Below are 22,771 nucleotides of genomic sequence, written 5' to 3'. Positions count from 1 at the left end.
TTTATATTATTAATCTATCCATTTATGTAGCACTCTAAATAATTCTTTTTTTATTACTGGTTTTGTAAGATAATCTTTACAACCAATTTCAAAACATTTTTCTTTTTCATCGTGCATAGCATAAGCACTTTGCATTATTACTATTGCATTTGGGTTTAGTTCTAGAATTTTTTTTGTGGCTTCAAAACCGTTCATTTCTGGCATTCTAATATCCATTAAAACAATATCTATATTTTTATTTTTTATATATTGTTCAACAGCCAATTTTCCATTAGGTGCAAATATAGTTTTAGCTTTAGTCCCTTTTAAAAACTTGGTATACATTAGTTTTACAATTACATCATCTTCTGCAACTAAAATAGTTTTATCCTTTAAAAAAGAGTAGTTGTCTTCAGTAAGAATTTTGTTTTCTTTACGCTTAGGTAGACTGTCTTTTTCTATAATTTTTATAGGTATAGTAAATTTAAAAGTTGCGCCTTTATTTAAAGTAGAAGCTACAGTAATTTTACCTCCTAGATTACTAATAATACCCTTGCAAATAGATAAACCAAGACCAGTACCACCATATTTTGCATTATCACTATAATTTATTTGTTTAAAACGATCAAAAATTTCATCTAACTTATCTTTTGGTATTCCAATACCTTCGTCTTTTACAAAAAACTCTAACACTTCATTTTTAATTTCAAATCCAAATGATATTTCTCCTTTTTCAGAAAACTTTAAAGAATTGTTTAAAAGATTTGTAATTACTTGTGTTAGTCTTAAAGGGTCTGTTAAAACAATTAAGTTTTTAGCTTCTTTTGGTATATAAGATTTTGTAGTAATGTGAGTTTTTTTCTTTGCTGTTTTTATTTGATTAAAGTTAATTTCTATATTTTTAACCAATTCAGTTATATTACAGTTTTTTGGAGAAATTTTTAATTCATTAGCTTCTATTTTAGCTATATCAATAATATCATCAATTAAGCTTAAAAGTTGTTTAGAGTTTCCGTCTATAATATCTAAATATTGCATCTTTTCTTGAGCTGAAATATTTTCATCTCTCAATAATTCAGAAAAACCAATAACACCACTTATTGGCGTTCTAATTTCATGGCTCATGTTTGCTAAGAAATAGTTTTTATGAATGTTAGCAAATTCTGCTTTTTGCCTAGCTATTAAAAGTTGTTTTTCTATAGATTTATACTCAGTAATATCTTGTGATGCACCTCTAAGACCAATAGTTTCTCCATGTGCATCTTTTACTGTTTCACCTCTTGCCCAAAGCCAACCTTTTATTTTGTTTTCATGTATTACTTCTAATATTATTTCATAGGGAATGCCTGTTTTTTGTGTTTCATTTAGAGCAAAGTTTAATTCTACCCAACTTTTTTTACTAAATAAACGTTCTTGTTCAGAAAAACTTGGTGGTGGTAAATTAGGGTTTAATCTAAATGTCTTATACAATTCTTCTGTCCATGTTACTTTGCCAGTTTTTAAGTTTAGGTACCAACTACCAACATGTGTTAAGTTTTGTATTCTTTTAAGTTCTTTTTCGTTGCTAGATAATTGTTCTTCTTTTTTCTTTAGATCTGTTACATCTGCAAAAGTTGCAGCAAATTCGCCCTTTTTAGGAGAAAAAACTCTTACAATATAATATTTATCTAGTTTAGTTGAGTAGCTTTCTAATTTTTGCTCAATACCTGTTTGTGCAGTATAACCATAGACTTCTAACCAATTTATAGAGTCATTTTTAATATCGGGGTTAATTTTGCTAAAAGGTTCTCCAATTATTTCTTTTTCAGATAAATTAATTTGTTTTTCAAAAGATGTGTTAATAGAAATATATTCCCAATCTATAGGTTTATCATTTCTATCTGTAATAATTTTTGCGTGCGAAAAACCTTCATTTAAGTTTTGAAATAAATTTTGATATCTTAACTCAGTGTTTGCAAGTTCTATTTCTGTTTCTTTTAGTTTTGTAATTTCTACAAACGTAATAATTATACCATCAATTTTTTTATCAATAGTAATAAAGGGGCTAATTCTTGATAAATAAAAATTACCATCTTTATCTACAATTTCTTTTTCAATAGGTGTTAATTTTTCTAAAACTTTTTTAGAATTGTTTAAAATAGATAGTCTAATTTTTTCATTAAAATTTGATGCAAAACTACTAATTAACCTACCAATATCTGTTTCCTTTAAGTTAAAGTGTTTTTGAATTGCTGGTGTATATTTTCTAATATATAGCTCTCTGTCTAAGAAAAGAGTTCCTATATCTGTATTGTCTAGAAGATTGGTAACATCGTTATTTAAATTAGTTAACTGTTTGTTTTTTTCTTGTAACTCTGCATTAACAGTATATAATTCTTCGTTAACAGACTGTAACTCTTCATTTGTACTTTGTAGTTCTTCGTTAGAAGCCATTAATTCTTCATTAGAAGATTGTAACTCTTCGTTACTAGTCTCTAATTCTTCAACAACATTTTGTAGTTCTGTTTTGGTAGATTTTAATTCGTCTTCTATTTCGTCAATTCGCTGCTTAGATATTTTATCAATAGGTATGTTTTCTATGATAACTTGGTCATCTGTTTCTTTATCTTCTCCAAATTGTAAAAGATAAATATCATTCAAGTCATCTTCAGTAGGTTTGTGTAGGTATAAATCAAAAGAGAAGTTTCCGTTTTTCGTTTTACTTAAAACGTCTTTAACAATAACGTCTTTTTTTTCTTCTGCTAGTCTATTTACAGCACTTCTAATGATTGTTGATAGGTCATCATCGACTACTTTTAAAAGGTTGTTTTCAAATAAACCTTCTGTGTGATTTAACCTTATTCCAGCATCTCCCTTAATGTAAATAATATTGTAATCTTTATCAAAAAAGATAGATGAAGGACTGTATTTTTTACTCAAATATTTATGAAAAACATTTTCTGGATTTTCCTTAAATCTATATACAAGTGGATTTGATGCTTGTTGAGGCGGATTATTGTATAAGATTGAAGGAACCCTACCTGATGGGCTATTTTGTATAGGAATATGTTTGGTATCTGATATGTTTTGATAAATTTTCCATTTTGTATCTATTGTTTTAAAAAACTTAGAAACTTCACCCAAAGATTCACTATTTCCTAAAAATAAATAGCCAAATTTATTTAATGCAAATTGAAAGTTATACATTACTTTCCTCTGCACTTTGTTGTCTAAATAAATAAGTAGATTTCTACAAGATATTAAATCCATTCTAATAAATGGCGGCGATTTTATTAAGTTATGACTAGAAAAAACAATTTTTTCTCTTATTCTTTTTATAATTTGTAATTTATCTCCAATCTTAGTAAAATACTTGTCTAAGTAAATAGTATCTAACTCGTTTATTACATTTACATGAAATGTACCAGCACTTGCAGCTGTAATTGCTCTTGGGTCTATATCTGATGCAAATATCTTAAAATTGATATTTAATTTATAAGACCGTATATGGCTATCTAGAAGCATTGCAATAGAATATACTTCTTCTCCAGAAGAACAACCTGGCACCCAAACACGTATAGTTTCAGAATTTTTTTTGCCAGCACAAATTGAAGGAATAACCTCTTCTTGTAGAGTTTGAAAGGCTTCTGTATCTCTAAAAAAACGCGTTACACCAATTAAAAAATCTTGTTTTAAAGACTCTTTTTCTTTTTCATTATTCTTTAAAAATGTAAGGTAGTTGTATAATTCATCAATGTTATTGATGTTCATACGTTTTTCTAATCTTCTTAAAAGTGTATTTTTTTTATATTCTCTAAAATCAATATCAGAATATTTATGAACTTCTTGTAGTATCTTATTAATTAAAACCTCATTAGATTCTTGTATTGGAAACTCTGAATCTATAATTAAAGGTGGGTTTAATAGGCTATTGAATCTTTTAGCAATATCTTTTGGATTCAAAATAAAATCTACCAAATCTGTTGCAATAGAAGAATTTGGCATACCATCAAACTGAGCAGTTATAGGGTCTTGTACAAAAATAACACCACCATTTTCTTTAATAGTTTTTATACCTCTTGAACCATCAGAGCCTGTTCCAGATAGAATAACACCTATAGATTTTTCATGATATTCTTCTCCTAAAGTGTGGAAAAAAATATCTATTGGCAAATTTAAATTATGTTTAGGACCTTTGTCTAACAAGTATAACTCTCTCCCTTTAATATGTAAATTTTTATTTCGTTGATTTAGGTATATGCAGTTAGGTTGTATGGTTAATTTATCTTCAGCAGTAAAAATTTTCATTTTTGTATGCTTTGCCAACAATTCTGGCATTAAACTTATAAAATCTGGTGATAGATGTTGAATAACAACAAAAGCCATTCCTGTGTCTTCAGGTATATTATCAAAAACTTGTTGAATTGCGTCTAATCCTCCTGCAGATGCACCAATAGCAACAACATATAATTCTGGCTTTTTCATTAAAATGAAATTTAGGGTTCCTTACAAAAATAGGTAAAAATGAGTTTTAATAAAATTAAAAGCCATCTATATAATATAGATGGCTTTTTAAAATTATAAGAAGAATAAGTAATTATCCTAAAGTAACTCTTTTAAAAGTAGATACCTCAACATTACCATAAGTAGCAACGTATTGAGCAACATTTTTCTTTTCATCTTTAATAAAAGATTGATCTAAAAGACATTGTTCCATATCTAAAGTAGTGTTATCTGCAACGAATCTTTCCATTTTTCCTGGTAAAATTCTATCCCAGATTTTTTCTGGTTTACCTTCAGCAGCTAATTGCGCTTTTGCATCAGCTTCAGCTTGTGCTAAAACCTCTTCAGATAATTGAGACATAGAAATAAATTGAGGTACATTTTTTAATGTTTTACCTAATCTACCTAATTCAATATTGTCTTTTTCAATAACTGCAATTCTAGCTTCAGTTTCAGCAGCTACATAAGCAGGATCAAAATCTTTGTAAGATAAAGTTGTAGCTCCCATAGAAGCAACTTGCATAGCAACATCTTTTGCTAAAACATCAGCATTATCTACAACAGCAGATAAACCAACTAAAGCAGCAATTTTACCAATGTGAGTGTAAGCCCCAACATAAGCAGCTTCTACTTTTTCAAAAGCAGTAATGTCTAACTTTTCACCAATTACACCAGTTTGTTCAACTAATTTATCAGCAACTGTCATACCACCAAAATCTGCAGCTAAGAAATCTTCTTTGCTATCATAATTTAAAGCGATATCAGCAAATTGACCACCTAAGGCAACAAACTTTTCGTTTTTACCAACAAAGTCAGTTTCACAAGCTAAAACAATAGCAACACCTTCAGTTTTTGCTTCGTTAATTCTTGTTACTGCAACACCTTCTGTAGATTCTCTATCAGCTCTTTTTGCAGCAATTTTCTGACCTTTTTTACGTAAAACATCAATTGCTTTATCAAAATCACCACCAGCTTCAACTAATGCCTTTTTACAGTCCATCATTCCAGCCCCAGTAGCTTCTCTTAATTTTTTAACATCAGCAGCACTTACTTTTACTGTTTCCATGTTATTTTTATTTTTAAAGTTAGAATTATTTTGTTTCTTCTGTACTTGTTTCAGCAACTTCTGCTTTAGCTTCTTCTTTTACAGGTGCAGCTTTAGCTTCTTTTACTTTTTCTTTATCTGCTTTTCTATCAGATAAACCTTCAGCAACTGCATCAGTTACAAAAGATAAAACTTTATCTATAGATTTAGAAGCATCATCATTTGCTGGTATAACAAAATCTACCTCTCTTGGGTCAGAATTTGTATCTACCATTGCAAAAATAGGAATGTTTAATTTTTGAGCTTCTGCAACAGCAATGTGCTCTTTTTTAATGTCGATTACAAATAATGCACCTGGTAAACGAGTCATATCAGAAATAGAACCTAAATTCTTTTCTAATTTTTCTCTTTGACGATTAATTTGTAATTTTTCTCTCTTAGATAATGCATCAAAAGAACCATCAGTCTTCATTCTATCAATCTGAGCCATTTTCTTAACAGCTTTTCTAATAGTAACAAAGTTAGTTAACATACCACCTGGCCATCTTTCTGTGATGTAAGGCATATTTACAGCTTTTGCTTTTTCAGCAACGATATCTTTTGCTTGTTTTTTTGTAGCTACAAATAAAATTTTACGTCCAGAGTTTGCAATCTTTTTTAAAGCTTCTGAAGTTTCTTCTATTTTAGCTGCAGTTTTATACAAATCAATGATGTGAACACCATTTCTTTCTGTATAAATATAAGGAGCCATGTTTGGATTCCACTTTCTTGTTAAGTGACCAAAGTGTACTCCACTTTCTAATAATTCTTGAATGTTTACGTTTGCCATTTTTAAAATGTGTTTACTTTCTGTTTCTTAAATCAATAATTAAGTAGTCTTTCGAGTCTTAATTATTTAGATACTAAACTGTTTAATATTAAATTTTAGTAATAATAACAGTTCTCTGAGAAAATATATTGCAGAATAAATTCTGCAAAAATATTAACGTTTCGAGAATTGGAATTTTTTACGTGCTTTTTTCTGACCGAATTTCTTACGTTCAACCATTCTTGGATCTCTTGTTAATAAACCTTCTGGTTTTAAGACAGCTTTGTGCTCTTCGTTAATAGAAACTAAAGCTCTAGTAATTGCCAAACGAATTGCTTCTGCTTGTCCTGTAACTCCACCACCATAAACATTAACTTTAATGTCGTAAGACTCTAAGTTTTCTGTTAACATTAAAGGTTGTTGTACTTTATATTGTAAAGTACCAGTTGTAAAGTAACTCTTGTAATCTTTTTTGTTTACAGTAATGTTACCTTTACCTTCTGAAAGATAAATACGAGCAACAGCTGTTTTTCTTCTACCGATTTTGTGTACTATATCCATTATTTGTAATCGTTAAGGTTAATAGCTTTAGGTTCTTGACCTGCATGTTTGTGCTCACCACCTGCATATACATACAAGTTTCTGTATAAAGCGCTACCTAAAGTATTTTTAGGTAACATACCTTTTACTGCTTTTTCAATTAATCTTGTAGGATCTTTCTCAAACATTTCTGTTGCAGTTAACGATCTTTGTCCTCCTGGGTAACCTGTGTGACGAATGTAAGATTTGTCTCTCCACTTGTTTCCAGTTAAATTGATTTTTTCTGCGTTGATAATAACCACGTTATCTCCACAATCTACGTGAGGAGTATAATTTGGTTTGTACTTACCTCTAATTAGCTTTGCTATTTTAGAAGCTAGACGACCCAACGTTTGCCCGTCTGCATCAACTAAAACCCACTCCTTGTTTACGGTAGCTGCGTTTGCTGATACTGTTTTGTAACTTAATGTGTTCATAATTACACTTTTAGTCTTTGTTTATTAATAATTTAATTTTTTCCTTAAAAAAGGAGTGCAAATGTACTTCTTTTTATTGGTTTGACAAATAGTGAGTTAGAATAATTTGGTTGCTTTGTGGTAAATTAAGAATATTCTAGAAAAATCTTTAATTTATTACTAAATAATAAGTGTTTTAATCCATTCTGTATGGATAAATGTATAAGAGAATATAATTGATATTTATGTTTTAAGTTTTTTTCAAAATTCATAATTACCTAACTAAATTATTAAGAGATATTTAAAATAAACAGCAGGTTACTTTTGCTGTTAAATTAATCTCCATTTTTATGGATGATTATATAGACCAATCAGCTAAATGCAAAAAAATCTAAATATATTTGTATGCTTTTTTTGTTTTACCCATAAAAGTAGTTTCAAAAGAAACTTCTGCGAATAAAATTCCTAAAAGAATTTATACTACCAAACCTTTTAAAAAAAGTGACAGTAATAAAAGGTTAAGTTTATGATGATGTTTTGAATATTGTAGAATGGTCTTCGGATTTTACTCAAAAAGGTTGTGTAAATTGTAAGTATAATCTAGGCTTGACCAGAGTTTGAACATCAATGATGTTGAATTTTCAAGAAGAATTGTCGAGGTTAATCTTTTGAATACCCTAAATTTTATTATGTTCAGTTACAGACCAATTTAATGTTAAGGTGGGAGTATATTCCAAGGTAAGAATTGTTTTAGTTTCTGTGTCTAGTGCTGTAATTTCTGAAGATTTCCTAGAAGCTGTTTCAAAACAAGTTTTTAATGCGTTAGTAAATGATATATTTTTAGTATGGTTTATACCTATCGTTTTATGAAATAAGTTTTATAAAAACATCCTTTAAAACAGTCTTTGATGCAATGTGTTTTGAATCTTCTAAAGAGATGAATTTTTTCAAATTCAATAAATTACCACACTTGTTTTTTAGCTTTTTAGCAGGAACAAAAAAATCATTTTTAGAAGCAATAATGTTAACAGGAGTTTTTATTTTTTTTAATGCTGATTTTTTAAAGTTTGGTGTCAATGAAAAGTCCATTTTAAAATTCGTAAAAACTTCTTTTTGATAATCTAAAGTCAATTTATCTAATTCATCATAAATAGAAGACAAACAATTCTTTAAATAAAGATCATTTTGTGTTTTTTGAAACTTTTTTAATGGAATTAAAAATTTGAATACAGTTTGCCATAGATTTCCATGAATAATTGCTGCTGGAGAAATTAAAAAAACTTCTTTTATCTTTTTATCATCTATTATAAGTGATTTTAAAACTGGGAATGCTCCAAAAGAAATTCCACAAAAAGTAATATTTTCAATTTGTAAATCATCAATAATTTCTAGTAGCCATTTTCCATAAGAATCATTTTTTTTATTCAATCTTACAAAATCACTTTTGTTAGGTTGTCCTATAATATCAATAGCGAAAATTTGATACTTTTCTGATAAAAATAAAGTTGTATCCAAAACAAATGGAGCAGCAGAATTTAATCCGTGTAAAACAACTAAAGGAGGTTTTTTAATGCCATTTGTAATTATAACATTTGTTTTTCCAAAAGAAGTTTCAATAATTTTTTCTTTATATGGAATCTCAAAAACACTTAATTTTTGCTGATAAATTTTTATGTAAGTTTTTGCCAATTTAAATACATTAAGTTGATGTTTTTTACTTTATAAAATTGCATTTTTAGTCTGATTTTGCCAATATAATTAAAATAATTTTTTTCTTACTATTTTTGGAATAAAACAGATATACTTAACAATGTCGGTTTTTTACATAAATAAATTAACAAACTCGAATTATATTTACAGACTTAACTTTCAAAATGCAATTTATAAATAATCCTAAATTTCGACATTCTTTCTACAAAGATGTTACTCGAATTAATTATGAAGAGGATGCAAAACCTCAATTAATTAGTGATTATGGCTATACTTATATTATGATTAGATATGGAAAAATTAAAGCATCTAATTGTAAAAATGAAGAGGTAAACATACCTAAGGTATTTATTAAAGGTACAGGAAATTTTTTTAAAGTAGAAGCTTTTAAAGATAGTTCTTGGCTGTCTTTTGAATTGCCTAATCATATTCTGCATAATGTTACCAAAATTCATTCTACAAAAAATAGAAACACGTTTATTGACTTATCTTTTTATGTAGAAGACGATATTATAGAGAGTCTCTACTATGCATTGCGTGAAATTCATTCTATAAAAGAAATAACAGCAATTGCAGACCAGCATTTAAGAAATTATTATAGAGATTGGAGTGTATTATTACCTTCTGTAGAAATAGTGCAATACATTTTAAATAAAAAAGGAATGCTCCCAGTAAAAGAGTTAACAGAAGTTTTTCCATATTCAGCAAGAACTTTAGAAAGAATGTTTCATAAAGAAGTAGGTGCAACACCTTATCGATTTATTTGTTTAGTACGTTTTAATTATACCATTAGAGAGTTAAAAACAAACAAACACTATTCTTTACTAGAACTCATAGAACAATACAATTACTTTGATCAATCTCATTTTGAGAAAGACTTTAAAAAGTTTTTAGGACAAAGTATTAAAGAGTATAAAAATGATAATAATCCTTTGTTATCAAATGGATTAGCAAGAGCTTACGTAAAAAAATAATTAACCAAATTTTCTATAAAAACTAAATTATGAAACAGATTTCTATACTAGTAGTGGCATTGCTTTTTTCAGCAACTATCTTCGCACAAGGAATAGCTGTGCAAGGTGTTGCAAGAGATAACGCCAAAGGTGCTATTGTAAATCAAACATTAAATTTTACTTTCGAAATTATAGATGAAGAAGATTTATCAATTTACTCAGAAACAGAAAATATTCAAACCGATAGTTTTGGAGTATTCTCTCATATTTTAGGACCAGGTAATAGATTACAAAATGTAGATTTTAGTCTACCAAACCTTAAAATTAAGGTCTCTATTAACTTTAATGGTAACCTTATTATTGTATATAATGAAGGGTTTTTATATACACCTTACGCCCATTATGCAAAAAAAGCAACTGAAGCCGAAAATGGAGTGCCCACAGGAAGTATTATGCCTTTTATGGGGGAAGAAGCTCCAGAAGGTTGGTTGCTTTGTGATGGAAATAATATACCAACTGGTTCTGAATTTGAAGCTCTAAAGACACTTTTAGATGATACAAAAACACCAAATTTGCAAGGTCGATTTTTAAAAGGTGCTGGCTACAACTCTAGAGAAAATGCTTTAGACCGTTTTAATTTTGATGAAACTACTATAGGAGAATACCAAAGTCAAGCTATCGAAAAACATTATCATGATAAAGGAACTTTAGCTAATAGTACAGATGGTAACCATACTCATTCTGCAGGGGTTTGGAAATATAATAGTGGAGGTGGAGAAAGAGATGTAGTTGGTTTAAATAGAGAGCCTAATAATGCTTCCCCAAGTTATTATTCAAATACTTCTAGCAATGGTAATCACACACATGCAATTTCAGGAAGAACAGGAGATACGCCTCAAGGTACAACTATCAATGTTAGTACTGAAGAGACAATGCCCAACAACTTCTCTGTAAACTACATTATAAAATTATAGTCTAATTGAATTATTTATTATGAAAAAAAGACTACTAATTTTAGTAGGGTTTCTGTTGTGTTTTAATTATGCAAAAGCCCAAGTACAAGAAAGTGAACATAAACTATTTACAGGTACAAGTGCTGTAGATTATAAGGCGCCAACTAGTGCTTCACCAGAAGAAAATATAAATATACAAATGCAAATTGGTGGAGCAATGCTTCACAAAACAATACAAACCAATAATAATGATGTTATTGGTAGTGCTTCATTTGGTTTTCCATATGGAGTCTTATTTATAGCACCAACTTTTATTAAAGATAAATTTGAGGTTTCTAAAGGATACTACACAAATCAAGTAAATATTACATGGCAAGTAGGCAACAATCAAGATGCTATAAAAAGTTTTGATGTTTATAGAAGGGTGTTGGGTAGTGCAACTGATTACGAACTTATTGCGGTTTTAGGAAGCAATACTTTTGAGTTTAACGATACTCAAGTAGAAGGTGGTGTTTTGTTTGATTATCAAATAAGAGCAAATGGAGTAGCTACAAATGGAGGTATAGGTGAGTTATATACAAATTATGTGCAAGGTATTGGTTTTCGTAACCCAACTGCTACAGTTTCTGGTGGCGTAACATTTGAAGGTGGTAGCCCAGTTAAAGACGTAACTGTTTTTGCAGAAACAATAGGTGCAGAAAATAGTAGTGCAACAAGTTTAAGCTTTAAAAATCAAGAAACTATTGCAGAAATTGAAAACATTAGCAATATAGATTCAGTTAAAACAACACTGCAGTTTTGGGTAAATAAAAATACCGATTTTTTTAGTTTAGAATCTTCTGTTTTAAAATTTACTTCAACTACAGAGGACCTTACAAATACCAATTATTCCATAGAAGCATCAGTAATAGCTAACGTTACTTTTAATATTAATTTTTTAAAAGATGGTATTCCTGGTTCACTTTTAACCTTACCTTCTATTCCTTCTGGAGAGTTAAATGCAGAAGGAGATGATATTTTGTTAAAAGTTAGTGATTTACCTGAAAATAATTTTGTTCATGTTTCTGTAATTTTAGAAAATAATAAAGAAGTTAGGTTTTTTATCAACGGAAGAGAAATAAATGCAGCGTATATAACTTATATGCAATCTCTTGCGCCAGAACTTAAAAACGGATTTCTAGGTGTTTTTCCTCAAAATGGTTATGTTTTTCAATCTGAGAATAACGAAGCGATTACCAATCTAAAATTTATAGGAAATAATTTTAAAATTGATGAATTTAGAGCCTGGAACCGAGTTTTAAGTAATGATGAGATACGAAGAGATTACAGACGCTATTTAGCTGGTGGTGAGAATGGTTTGGCTATTTATTTAAGAATGGACGAGGCTCTTGGAGAGTTTTTATACGATTTATCTAAAGTAGGGTTTACACAAAATAAAAACGATGCTATCATTGTTGGAGATTTTGAGTTTTCTAGCTTAAGACCCAGTCAAAGTCAATTAGGTGTTTTTGGAGTTACAGATAGAAATGGAAGTTATATTATTTCTGGAATTGGTTATAAAGGTACAGGAGAATCTTTTGTAATTACGCCATCATTAGGTGTGCATAAATTTGAACCTGCTAGTCAAACTTTATTTTTAGGTACAGAAGAATCTGTAGTAAATCAGCTAAATTTTAAAGATGTTTCTTCATTTGTGTTTAGAGGAAGGGCAGTATACAATGTACAAGATGTTTTTAATCCAATTGCAACTACAACTCCAACAAATCTTAGAGATTTTGGCTATAATAAATACTTATTAGGAGACGTAGTTATCAATAAAGGCGAATATTATTATGTTGGAGGAAGTGTTAACAACCAATCTGGTTTTTACGAAGGTGGTGTTTTACAACAATATCCAATAATTCCATTAGAAGGAGCTGCTGTTTTTATTGATGGAAACCCTGTTTTTGATGCAGACAATCAACCTGTTTTATCTGATGATGATGGTAATTTTACAATTAGTGTGCCTATTGGAAATCATAAAGTAGAGGTGCAAAAAGATGGCCATACGTTTGAATTAAATGGTCGTTTTCCTGAAACAGAAACGTTTTCTTTCTTTGAAGATCAAGTAGAAACGCAATACTTTATAGATGATACAAGGGTAACTTTAGTTGGTAGAGTAGTAGGAGGTAAAAATGAATTTGAAAAGCCTATTGGTTTTGGTACAGATGGTTTATTCGAGGTAATAAATAATGAGGGAGAGACTAACGAAAGTATTGAAATTCTATCATCAAAAAATAATATAGGTACAGCAAATATTACGTTTAAAGGAGATATAAACTCTAATGCTTTAGATAAAATTATTGCTACAAATGCGGAAACAGGTGAGTATAAAGTAGAGCTTATCCCTTTTCAATATCATATAGTACAAAATGGAATAAGTATATCAAGTAATCCTTCTTTAAATATCTTGAACAGTACAGAAACTATTGATTTAAGAGAGTCTACTATTCAAAAAACTTCCGAGTTTACATCAGAAGATAATAGAGTATTTACATCAGAACCATATCATTTCGAAAAAAGTTTTCGCTACAATTCTGATGTTTCCTTACTATTGGTAAGTCAAGAATATGAAACCGAATTTAATATTGGTGGCACTACTTACAATTTTAGTAATCTTGCCATACCTTTTTATAAACAAAAATTTAACTATGAAATTGTTTTTGAGGTCATTCAAAAATATATCAATTTAGATGATGTCAATAATCCAATTGAAACAAAAGAAAATTTTACAGAAGGTGCTTTTAATATCACAAATAACCTTGCAGCTCCAAGATCAGATGCAGAAAATATTAGGTATGTAGATAGTAAATACATTTACACGTTTGCAGCAGGTATACCTAATATTTCAAAAACAGACGGATTTCAAAAATCTATCAATATCCAATATATTATAGAGGGTAATAATCCAGTAACTATTGAAAATATAGAAAACTTTAAGTCTCAAGGAATAATAAAAGGAGGTAAGTCTTCAGATGGTAAAACATTTGTAACTTCTGCACCAGAAACACCAGATTTTATTTTAAGAGATCCACCAGGTTCAAATAGTTTTGCGTCAATAGAAAGAGGTACTACTATAAGTTATGAAGAAAGCAGAATAAATAGTGATATTGAAGGAATTGGGGGAGGTTATTTTATTTCTGTTGGACCAGATGTTAGTTTTGATGCTGGAATTTTTTCAAATACATTAGAAGTTGTAGCAGAAACTTCAGGCACTTTTTCTAAAACTGTAGAGGAATTAGATGAAGGCGTTACAAGAAATACCTACACTTTTAACCAAACTTTTTCAACAAGCGATAGTCCAGAATTTGTGGGTTCTGAAGGAGATTTATATGTAGGGAATTCTAAAAATATTTTTTATGGTCTTTTTGATGATATGTATATTACAGAAAATATACCAAGAGGAAAAAATGGTGCAGAAATTCCAAATATAGTAATCACTGTATTAGATTTAGAAGATAATGAACATAATTTATACGTGTCTTCTTATAAAAACTATTTAATTGCAGAACAACCAACAAATACATTTTTTACATATTCCCAAAAATTTATTTTAGAAACCCTTATACCTCGTTTAAATGGTTTAGCTAATAATCCAAATTTAGCAGACCCAGATGAGAGAAGAAGTCCTGAATTTTATACTGCACAAGCAAATTCTTGGAAACACATTATACAAACAAATGAAAAAGCAAAGTATGATGCAAGAGTAAATAGAGAAACAGTAAAAGAAGGTATTTTAAAAGTAATTACAGATAGATTTAGAGACGAAAACAATACCGAAACTCTAAATGATTTATTAGACAAAGAGTTCTATGCTAATCGTTCTTTTGATGCAGGTTTAGGAGAGTTTACCAATTCTGTTAGTTCTGTTTCAATTGTAACACATAATTACCAAACTGTTATCGATTTAGAAGACGAATTTCAAACAGCAGCAGGTTTCTTTTTAAATGACCAAGGAGCATCATTAAATATGACAAATACATTTAATGATATAACAGACGATACAGATACAGATGTTAGAGAAACAACAACAACAATTTCTTACACCTTAAAAGATAATGATAGTGATAATGAATTAAGTGTAGATGTTGTAAATCTATTTGATGGTAATGGACCAGTATTTATTACAAGAGGAGGTTCCACATCCTGTCCTCACGAAGATGCTGAAATTTCTAACTTTTACAATTTAAATATTTTTGGGAGCGATGGTTTTACTCTTGGAAATGGAGGTTTACCACTTTCTGATGGTACAAATAATGTTTATGATTCTGAAATAAGTGTAGAAAATAAATTAATTTCAAATGTTCCAGAAGATGAAAGTGCTATTTTTAAATTGCTATTAAATAACAACAGTCAAACCCAATCTGATTTACAATTTATTATTGAAGTAGATAATACCTCTTTAAATGGATTATCAACCAATATCGCTGCTAATGGTCAAAATATATTTTTACCATTTAACGAAACAATAGAATTTCCTCTAGAACTAAAAAAAATATCAGGTTCTAGTGATTATGAATATGAAAATATTAGAATTTATTTATACAGCCCATGTGCAACATCTGCAGAGCAAAAGGAAAACTTTATTGATGTTTCAGTAGAATTTAAAAAATCGTGTTCTAATGTAAATCTTTCTTCTCCTGAAGAAAATTGGATTTTTAATACTAATGAAGCCTTTTCAGTAGATATTGATGGTAATACAACATCAAATACATTACCCGTAATTTTTACTGATTTTAATCTAGATTTTAACGGTTTTGAAAAAATAGAATTGCAATACAGAAGTACAAGTTCATCAAATTGGAATAAACTAGCAAGCTACTATGGTTCTGAAGCCTTAAAAAATGAAGCAGGAGATGCTGAAGGAATAGTTATCAATACTTCTGATAGCGATTTTACTTATAATTGGGATATTGTAGGTAATAATATTGCAGATGGAGAATATGAAATAAGAGCAGTTTCATTTTGTGCTGATGATATTACGAACTTATCAGAAATAATTACAGGAACTATTAATTTAAATGCACCTGTAGTATTTGGTACACCACAACCTACTGATGGTATTTTAGATGTTGGTGAAGATGTTTCTTTACGCTTTAATGAAGCTATTTTTGAGAGAACAACCACAAGTATTACAGTTACAGGTTTACAAAATCAACAAGAAATAGATCATAATGTATCCGTTTTTTTAGATGGATCTACAAACCAAATAGAATTACCAAACCAAAGATTAGCTAAAGAATCATTTACGTTGCAGTTTTGGTATAAAAATGCAACAACAGGTTCAGGGCTTTTAGTAGCTCAAGAAAATGGAATCAATGTTAAAGTTGATGGGAATCATTTAGAATTTAGTGTGGGTGGAGAATTGATTTCTACAGTTGATGTTAATAAACCAATAGACAGTTCACAATATAATTTCTATTCTTTTGTATATCAAAATGGAGCATTTCCTCAATTGTTACTATTTGAAAATGGTGAAATTTTAGAAGAACGAACACTTACTCAAGAATTAGATATCAATACAAGTAGTTCTATGTTTATAGGAGGCGAAAATGTAGAGGGAAATATTCACGATATCCGTTTATGGTCCAAACCATTTACACCTGCACAAGCTACCTTAGCAAAAGATATTACACTAACAGGAAGAGAAGTAAACCTGCTAGGATATTGGAAGTTAGACGAAGGTTTTGGACAAACTGGTTTAGACAAAGCAAAACGTAAAAATGCTATTGTAAATTTAGATTGGGCAATTTTCCCAAAAGGCACAGGCTACGAATTTAAAGACAATGAATATTTAACCCTAGATAATGTTGGATTTATCCAGCCATCTAACTTTGAAGATAAAACGATTTCCTTTTGGATAAAACCAAACGAAACAAGTGCTGGAACCATTTTTTCTAATGGAAAAGGAGATGAGAGTGAACCTCTCTTAACCAACGGTTTTAGAAACAAATGGGCCATCAATCTAAAAACTGATGGTAATTTAGAGTTGGTTACAGAAAATATAAGTTACAGCTTAACCACAAAAAGCTTATCTGCAAACAATTGGACACACATTGCTCTTGTTCATAAAGTGGGTGGTTCTTTAAATTCATATATTGATGGTGAAGAACAACTTTCTATATCAGCAACTAAAGTGGGTGGTTTTACAGGAAATAAAATTTTAATTGGTGCACGTTTATTTGAAGATGCTTCAAATGAAAAAACTATAGATAATCATTTTACAGGTTTGTTAGATGAAGTCCGATTTTGGAATACAGCTAGAAGTTTAGAACAAATAAATAGAGATCGTTATTTTGAAATCGATAATAACGAAGAAGGCTTATTATTGAAGTTAGATTTTAATGAAGATGATAATAACACAACTGCAGGTCCTGCTTACAATCATTTAGCAGCAAATTTAGTAAAAGGAACTACTTTTGCGGTCTTGAGTGATGGTTCATCACAATCGTACACGCAAGATTCACCTCCATTAAAACCACAATTAAAGTTTACAAACATTCCTTTTTCAACAGTTATTAATGGTGATGAGATGATCATTACCCCAAATTTAACTGATGAAGAATGGAGTTTGTTTGAAGGTGAAATTATCAATTTTACAGTAGCAAGATTGTCTGATATACACTTTAATACACAAGCATCACCAGTAACTTGGTCTGCTTTTGTAAATAGACAAGAATTGGAATGGTTTACCAAAGATCAAACCAAAGAAATTGTTGCCCAAAAAACAGTAGGTGAAACTTTTAGTTTTACGATGGATGTTATAAATATTGGAGGTAGCAATCAACCTTTTACTATTTCTAGATTACCAATTTGGATGCAAGCAGAGGTTACTTCTGGTTCTATAAATCCAGATTCAAGCAAAGAAATTACGTTTACTGTAGATGCAGATTTGGCAATGGGTACTTATGATGCAGATTTATTTTTAGAAACAGCTTCTGGTTTTAATGATCGTTTACAATTTAATTTACGTGTATTAACAGAAGCTCCAGATTGGTCTGTAAATCCAGTAGATTATGCTAATAGTATGAATGCGATTGGTAGAATACAAATCAATCAGAATTTTTCTAGAGATTCATTTACAAAAGTTGGTGCTTTTATAAATGATGAACCAAGAGGAGAAGCGTACTTAACTTATGATGCTGCTTACGATAGTTATTTTGCATTCTTAACAGTCTATGAAAATCAAAATGACAATGAAGTAACCTTTAAAATTTGGGATGCCATTAATGGTAAAATTATAAATGCTTTTATTGATGGGAAAGAAAGTGAAACTTTTGAAACGAATAAAATTATTGGCTCAAAATCTTCGCCTACTATATTTTCATCAACAGTAATTACTCAGCAAAATTTATCTTTAAATAAAGGTTGGACCTGGGCTTCTTTCTTTGTCGAAGACACTAATTTTAATAATCTTAAAAATGTTTTTGAAGGCTCAATTTTAGAAAATCAGGATATTATAAAAAATATAGGACAGCAAGCATTTTACGAAGATGGAGATTGGTTTGGAGATTTTAATGAATTAACTGCCGAAAAAATGTATAAAATTCGTTTAGAAAATGCGAATAACTTGGAGCTTTTTGGCTCAGAATTGGATATTACTAATTTTGACATCAATATTTTTGGAATTGATGAAACCTCAATTAACCCAGCACCAAAATGGAATTGGTTGCCATATCCAATCCATAGAAATATAAGTTTACAAGAAGCACTTGCTTTTTATGAGCCAACTGATGGAGATGTTATTAAAGACCAATTTACTTTTGCTATTTATGATGCAACTTCAGGTTGGAGTGGAACCTTAAATTATCTGCAATCTGGAAGAGGTTATATGTTAAAATCATCACAATCTCAAGTGTTTAATTACCCAGATGCAGATGTTTTATCGAAAACGCAAACCAAAATAACTAAAAACGCTGCAAAAGTTGATGTAAGTCAGTTTACAAAATACAGTAGTACAATGAGTATAATTGCAGAGGTAATTGCAGATGAAAACTTTACAAAAGTTTTGGTGTATGATGATAAAAATACATTGAGAGGTAGTTCTGAAATTATCACATTAAATGATAAAAAAATAAGCTTTATAACTGCTTTTAGTTCATCAACAGAAAATTTAAGATTTGTATTAGCAAATGATTTAGGAGAGTTAGATGTCAACAAAAAATTTACATTTATTGATAACGAGGTATTAGGAGATTTAAAAAATCCTATTCAGCTTTCTGCAAAAGCACTTTCTTTAAATGAGTTGATTTTTGATAATACAATTTTATATCCAAATCCGTTTACAAAATCTATAATTATCGATTTTTCTAACGAAAGTATTACCATTTCTAAAGTAGAAATTTACAATACTATTGGTGTTAAATTGTTAAACAAAAATGTAAATAACAATCAGAAGATTGAAGTGAATACAGCTGATTTGTCAATTGGAGTGTATCTCATAAAAATTACTGATAATAGTGGGAAATTTGTGATGAAGAAAATTATAAAAAAGTAAAAAATGAAAAATTTTGCATTGATTACTTTTTTAGTGTTCATTGTTGATAGTTGTTTTGCACAAGAACCCAATTGGAGTGTAAATCCTAACAACTATCAACACACTATGACGTTTACCAATTTTTTAAATGTTGATGGTAAAACATTAACATCTAAAAATGATAAAGTTGCTGCTTTTATTGATGGTGAAGTAAGAGGAGTAGCTAATGTTATTTATGTAGAAAGTAGAGATAAATTCGTTGCTTTTTTAACTGTTTTTGGTAATTTAAGTGGTAAAGAAATTAGTTTTAAAATGTATGATAGTGAAAATGAAGCAATAATTAATATCGATAAAAAGGTTGTGTTTTCTATTGATGGTAATTTAGGAAGTATTTTTCAATCTTTTTCTATCGCAAATCCTGCTTTGAATAATGAGGCAGAAATAATCAGTTTTTCTTTTAAAGATGTTGTAGAAAAATCAATAAATATTTCAGAAGATAAGATTGATATTGTTTTGCCAGCAAACACAGATAGTAGCAATTTAATTGCAGAATTTACCTTAAGTACTGGTGCAAAATTATATGCAAATAGAGTGCTTCAAGAACCTGGAGTTACAATTCAAAATTATTCAGATACTTTTGTTTTAAGTGTACTTTCTGAAGATGAAAGTGTTTTAAAAGAATTTCAAATAAATGTTGTTTTAGAAAATGCAATATCAAATGTAATTGTAAATTTATCTACAACAGCGAGTACTTTAATCAATAAAAATTTAACAGAAATTACGCTTACCATAAGCGAAAGTATAGCAAGTATAAATTCAAATAATTTTGAGTTAACAAATGCTATAATACAATCTATTATTAAAGTTGATGAAAATACTTACTCACTTAATTTAGTAGCTTTAAGTCAAGGAGAATTTTCTATAAAAGTTTTAGAAAATACTTTTTTAGAAAGTGATGCTAAAGAAAATATAGCATCTAATAAACTAGACTTTGTATTAGATACAAAGAATCCTTTTTTAGTTACTATCCAAAGAAATTTACCACAAAAAACTATTACAAATGCCAATAATTTGGAGTTTAAAGTGGTGTTTAGTGAAGCAGTAAGTAATGTGTTGAATGATAGTTTTATTAGTGTTACAGATGCAGAAATAACTATTAACAAAGTAACAGACAGTAGTTATGTTGTAACAGTTTCTAATATAGAAAATTTTAATGGTCAAGTTGGAGTGAGTTTAAATATAAATAATTCAATTACAGATATTGCAGGAAATTCTTTGCGAATATCATCCTTAAAAAACTATTGATTATGAAAAGAAATTTCTTGAATGTCACTCTGTTTTTTTTGACAAGTTTTGTAGTTAATACTTTGCATGCACAAGAACCAAACTGGTCTGTAAACCCAATAGATTTTCAGCATAGCATGACGTTTACAACCTTTTTAAACGTGAATGGAAATCTACTAACTTCTGAGAACGATAAAGTTGCAGCTTTTATTGAAGGAGAGGTTAGAGGTGTAGCTAATGTTACATATATAGAAAGTAGAAACAAATATGTTGCTTTTTTAACGGTTTTTTCAAATTCTAATAACAAGGAAATTTCATTTAAAATTTATGACAGCCAAAATGAAACGATAGTTGAGGTTGATAAAAAAGAAATTTTTGTAATTGATGGCAATTTAGGAGGTGTTTTTCAATCTTATAGTTTGGCAAATCCAGTGTTAAACAATCAAGCAGAATTGTTAGATTTTTCTTTTGAGAATATTACTGAAATTACCAAAACAACAGTTGACAATACAATTAATTTTGTCTTATCCCAAACTACAGATATTAGTAATTTAATACCAGTATTTAATGTTTCTGAAGGCGCAAAAATCTTTATTGATATACAACAACAAATTTCAGGTAATTCAGCTATAGATTATACAGTTTCAAAAACATATACAGTAGTTTCTCAAGATGAAGCAGTATCAAAAGAATATATTATAAATGTTACTAAAGAAACTAATACAATAAATATTATTACAATTTTATCTTCAAATGCTGATAAAAAAATAAATACAAATAGCATTCAAATTGATGTAAATTTTTCAAAAGAAATTATAGATTTTTCTACAGCAGGATTTGAACTCACAAACGCAGTAATTTCTGAATTTATTAAACTAGATGATCAAAATTATAAACTTACATTAATTGCTGTAGAAGAAGGTGTTTTCTCAATAATGATGAAAGAAAATCAAGTACAAGATGCAATAAGAAGTCAAAATTTAGCATCAAATATTTTAGAATTTTCTTTTGATGAAACTGCTCCAATAATTACTGATTTAGAGCTGCAAGAAGAACTTAATCAACAATTTTTTACAATTATATTTAATGAACCTGTAGAAAATGTAAATACGACAGATTTTGAGTTTGTAGGAACACAATCAAAAAATTATACAAAACAAGAACTGATAAAGATTAACGATAAAGAATATCGCTTAACTATCACAAAAACAAATGACGATTTAGGAAGTGTTTATCTCAAAATTAAAGCTGATAGTGATATTAAAGATGATGCAAATAACACTATTCTTCTTCAAGAAACGCAGTCTTTTTATTTAGATAATTTAGGACCAATTATAGATACAATTTCAGATGCTACAGGAGAATGTGAGGTTATAGTTATAGCAATCCCAAAAGCAATTGATGCAGTAAGTGGAGAAGTTTTAGGAACTACACAAGATGCTTTAACTTTTGTTGAACAAGGAGAATATGCCATTACATGGAGTTTTGATGATGGCAATGGAAATATTTTTACTACAAATCAAAACGTATTTGTAAAAGATGAAACAAACCCAGAAGTCAAAACAAAAGATTTTGAGTTGAAATTAAATGCTACAGGAAATGGAACTTTAAAGGTTTCTGATATAGATGATGGTTCTTTTGATAATTGTGGAATTGAGTCTTACAATTTATCAAAAACTAATTTTACTACAGATAATTTAGGAGAAAACACAATTGTTTTTACAGTAGAAGATGTCAATGGAAATTCAACTTCAGTAAATGTAACAGTAACAGTGAGTCAAGAGTCACTATCAACAGACAATTTTCAGTTGAAAAATTACATCAATATCTATCCAAATCCAGTAAAAGAAAAAATATTTTTAGATATAAAGAATAGTTTAAATATTCATAAAATTGAAGTGTTTTCAATTGATGGAAAAAAACTAATTTCTAAAAAAGAAAAAACTAATTTTATAAATTTAAAAAACTTAAAACCAGGATTTTATTTTATGAAAATCAATTCTGAAAAAGGAATTTTGGTACATAAGTTTTTAAGGGAATAATTCAA

Annotated in this window: 11 protein-coding genes; 5 read left to right on the top strand and 6 right to left on the bottom strand. The window is 29.0% G+C overall.

The window, feature by feature from the left end; translation table 11 throughout:
• Nucleotides 1-9: 9 nt before the first annotated feature.
• From ACJJVK_RS04275 to ACJJVK_RS04250, 6 genes are all read right to left on the bottom strand, one after another.
• On the bottom strand, nt 10-4,443 hold the full coding sequence (locus ACJJVK_RS04275) for a chemotaxis protein CheB (RefSeq protein ID WP_405563541.1): 4,434 nt from the start codon (nt 4,441-4,443) through the stop codon (nt 10-12).
• 112 nt (nt 4,444-4,555) lie between these two features.
• The gene (gene tsf, locus ACJJVK_RS04270; protein ID WP_215994295.1) at nt 4,556-5,527 is read right to left on the bottom strand and encodes a translation elongation factor Ts; all 972 of its coding nucleotides are present in this window, start codon (nt 5,525-5,527) and stop codon (nt 4,556-4,558) included.
• Between the two features lie 25 nt (nt 5,528-5,552).
• Nucleotides 5,553-6,335 (bottom strand): 30S ribosomal protein S2, encoded by a 783-nt coding sequence (gene rpsB / locus ACJJVK_RS04265; RefSeq protein ID WP_068362191.1) that lies wholly within the window; start codon nt 6,333-6,335, stop codon nt 5,553-5,555.
• 153 nt (nt 6,336-6,488) lie between these two features.
• Nucleotides 6,489-6,875 carry a 30S ribosomal protein S9 gene (gene rpsI / locus ACJJVK_RS04260; protein ID WP_215994296.1) on the bottom strand — a complete coding sequence of 129 codons (387 nt, stop codon included), beginning with the start codon at nt 6,873-6,875 and terminating at the stop codon, nt 6,489-6,491.
• Nucleotides 6,875-7,330 carry a 50S ribosomal protein L13 gene (rplM, locus tag ACJJVK_RS04255; RefSeq protein WP_215994297.1) on the bottom strand — a complete coding sequence of 152 codons (456 nt, stop codon included), beginning with the start codon at nt 7,328-7,330 and terminating at the stop codon, nt 6,875-6,877. Before rplM ends, rpsI begins: the two co-directional genes overlap by 1 nt.
• 843 nt (nt 7,331-8,173) lie before the next feature.
• Complete coding sequence (locus tag ACJJVK_RS04250) at nt 8,174-8,998, bottom strand: alpha/beta hydrolase (protein WP_405563536.1); 825 nt, start codon at nt 8,996-8,998, stop codon at nt 8,174-8,176.
• A 185-nt stretch (nt 8,999-9,183) separates the two neighbouring features.
• Between ACJJVK_RS04250 and ACJJVK_RS04245 the strand changes: the two genes are divergently transcribed.
• Genes ACJJVK_RS04245 through ACJJVK_RS04225 form a run of 5 tightly spaced genes read left to right on the top strand, consistent with a single transcriptional unit; the run spans nt 9,184 to nt 22,766 of the window.
• On the top strand, nt 9,184-9,993 hold the full coding sequence (locus ACJJVK_RS04245; protein WP_215994299.1) for a helix-turn-helix domain-containing protein: 810 nt from the start codon (nt 9,184-9,186) through the stop codon (nt 9,991-9,993).
• A 29-nt stretch (nt 9,994-10,022) separates the two neighbouring features.
• On the top strand, nt 10,023-10,946 hold the full coding sequence (locus tag ACJJVK_RS04240; RefSeq protein WP_405563534.1) for a phage tail protein: 924 nt from the start codon (nt 10,023-10,025) through the stop codon (nt 10,944-10,946).
• A gap of 19 nt (nt 10,947-10,965) precedes the next feature.
• Nucleotides 10,966-19,461, top strand: coding sequence for a LamG-like jellyroll fold domain-containing protein (locus ACJJVK_RS04235; RefSeq protein WP_405563531.1), 8,496 nt, complete (start codon nt 10,966-10,968; stop codon nt 19,459-19,461).
• Nucleotides 19,462-19,464: 3 nt separating this feature from the next.
• Nucleotides 19,465-20,745 (top strand): hypothetical protein, encoded by a 1,281-nt coding sequence (locus ACJJVK_RS04230; RefSeq protein ID WP_405563529.1) that lies wholly within the window; start codon nt 19,465-19,467, stop codon nt 20,743-20,745.
• A gap of 2 nt (nt 20,746-20,747) precedes the next feature.
• Nucleotides 20,748-22,766 carry a T9SS type A sorting domain-containing protein gene (locus tag ACJJVK_RS04225; RefSeq protein WP_405563527.1) on the top strand — a complete coding sequence of 673 codons (2,019 nt, stop codon included), beginning with the start codon at nt 20,748-20,750 and terminating at the stop codon, nt 22,764-22,766.
• Nucleotides 22,767-22,771: the final 5 nt, after the last annotated feature.

Origin of the sequence: Polaribacter sp. Asnod6-C07 (genome assembly GCF_045063625.1) — a bacterium.
Lineage (GTDB): Bacteria > Bacteroidota > Bacteroidia > Flavobacteriales > Flavobacteriaceae > Polaribacter > Polaribacter vadi_A.
Note: the sequence above shows the minus strand (reverse complement) of the source record. Positions and strands in the feature narration are given on the sequence as shown.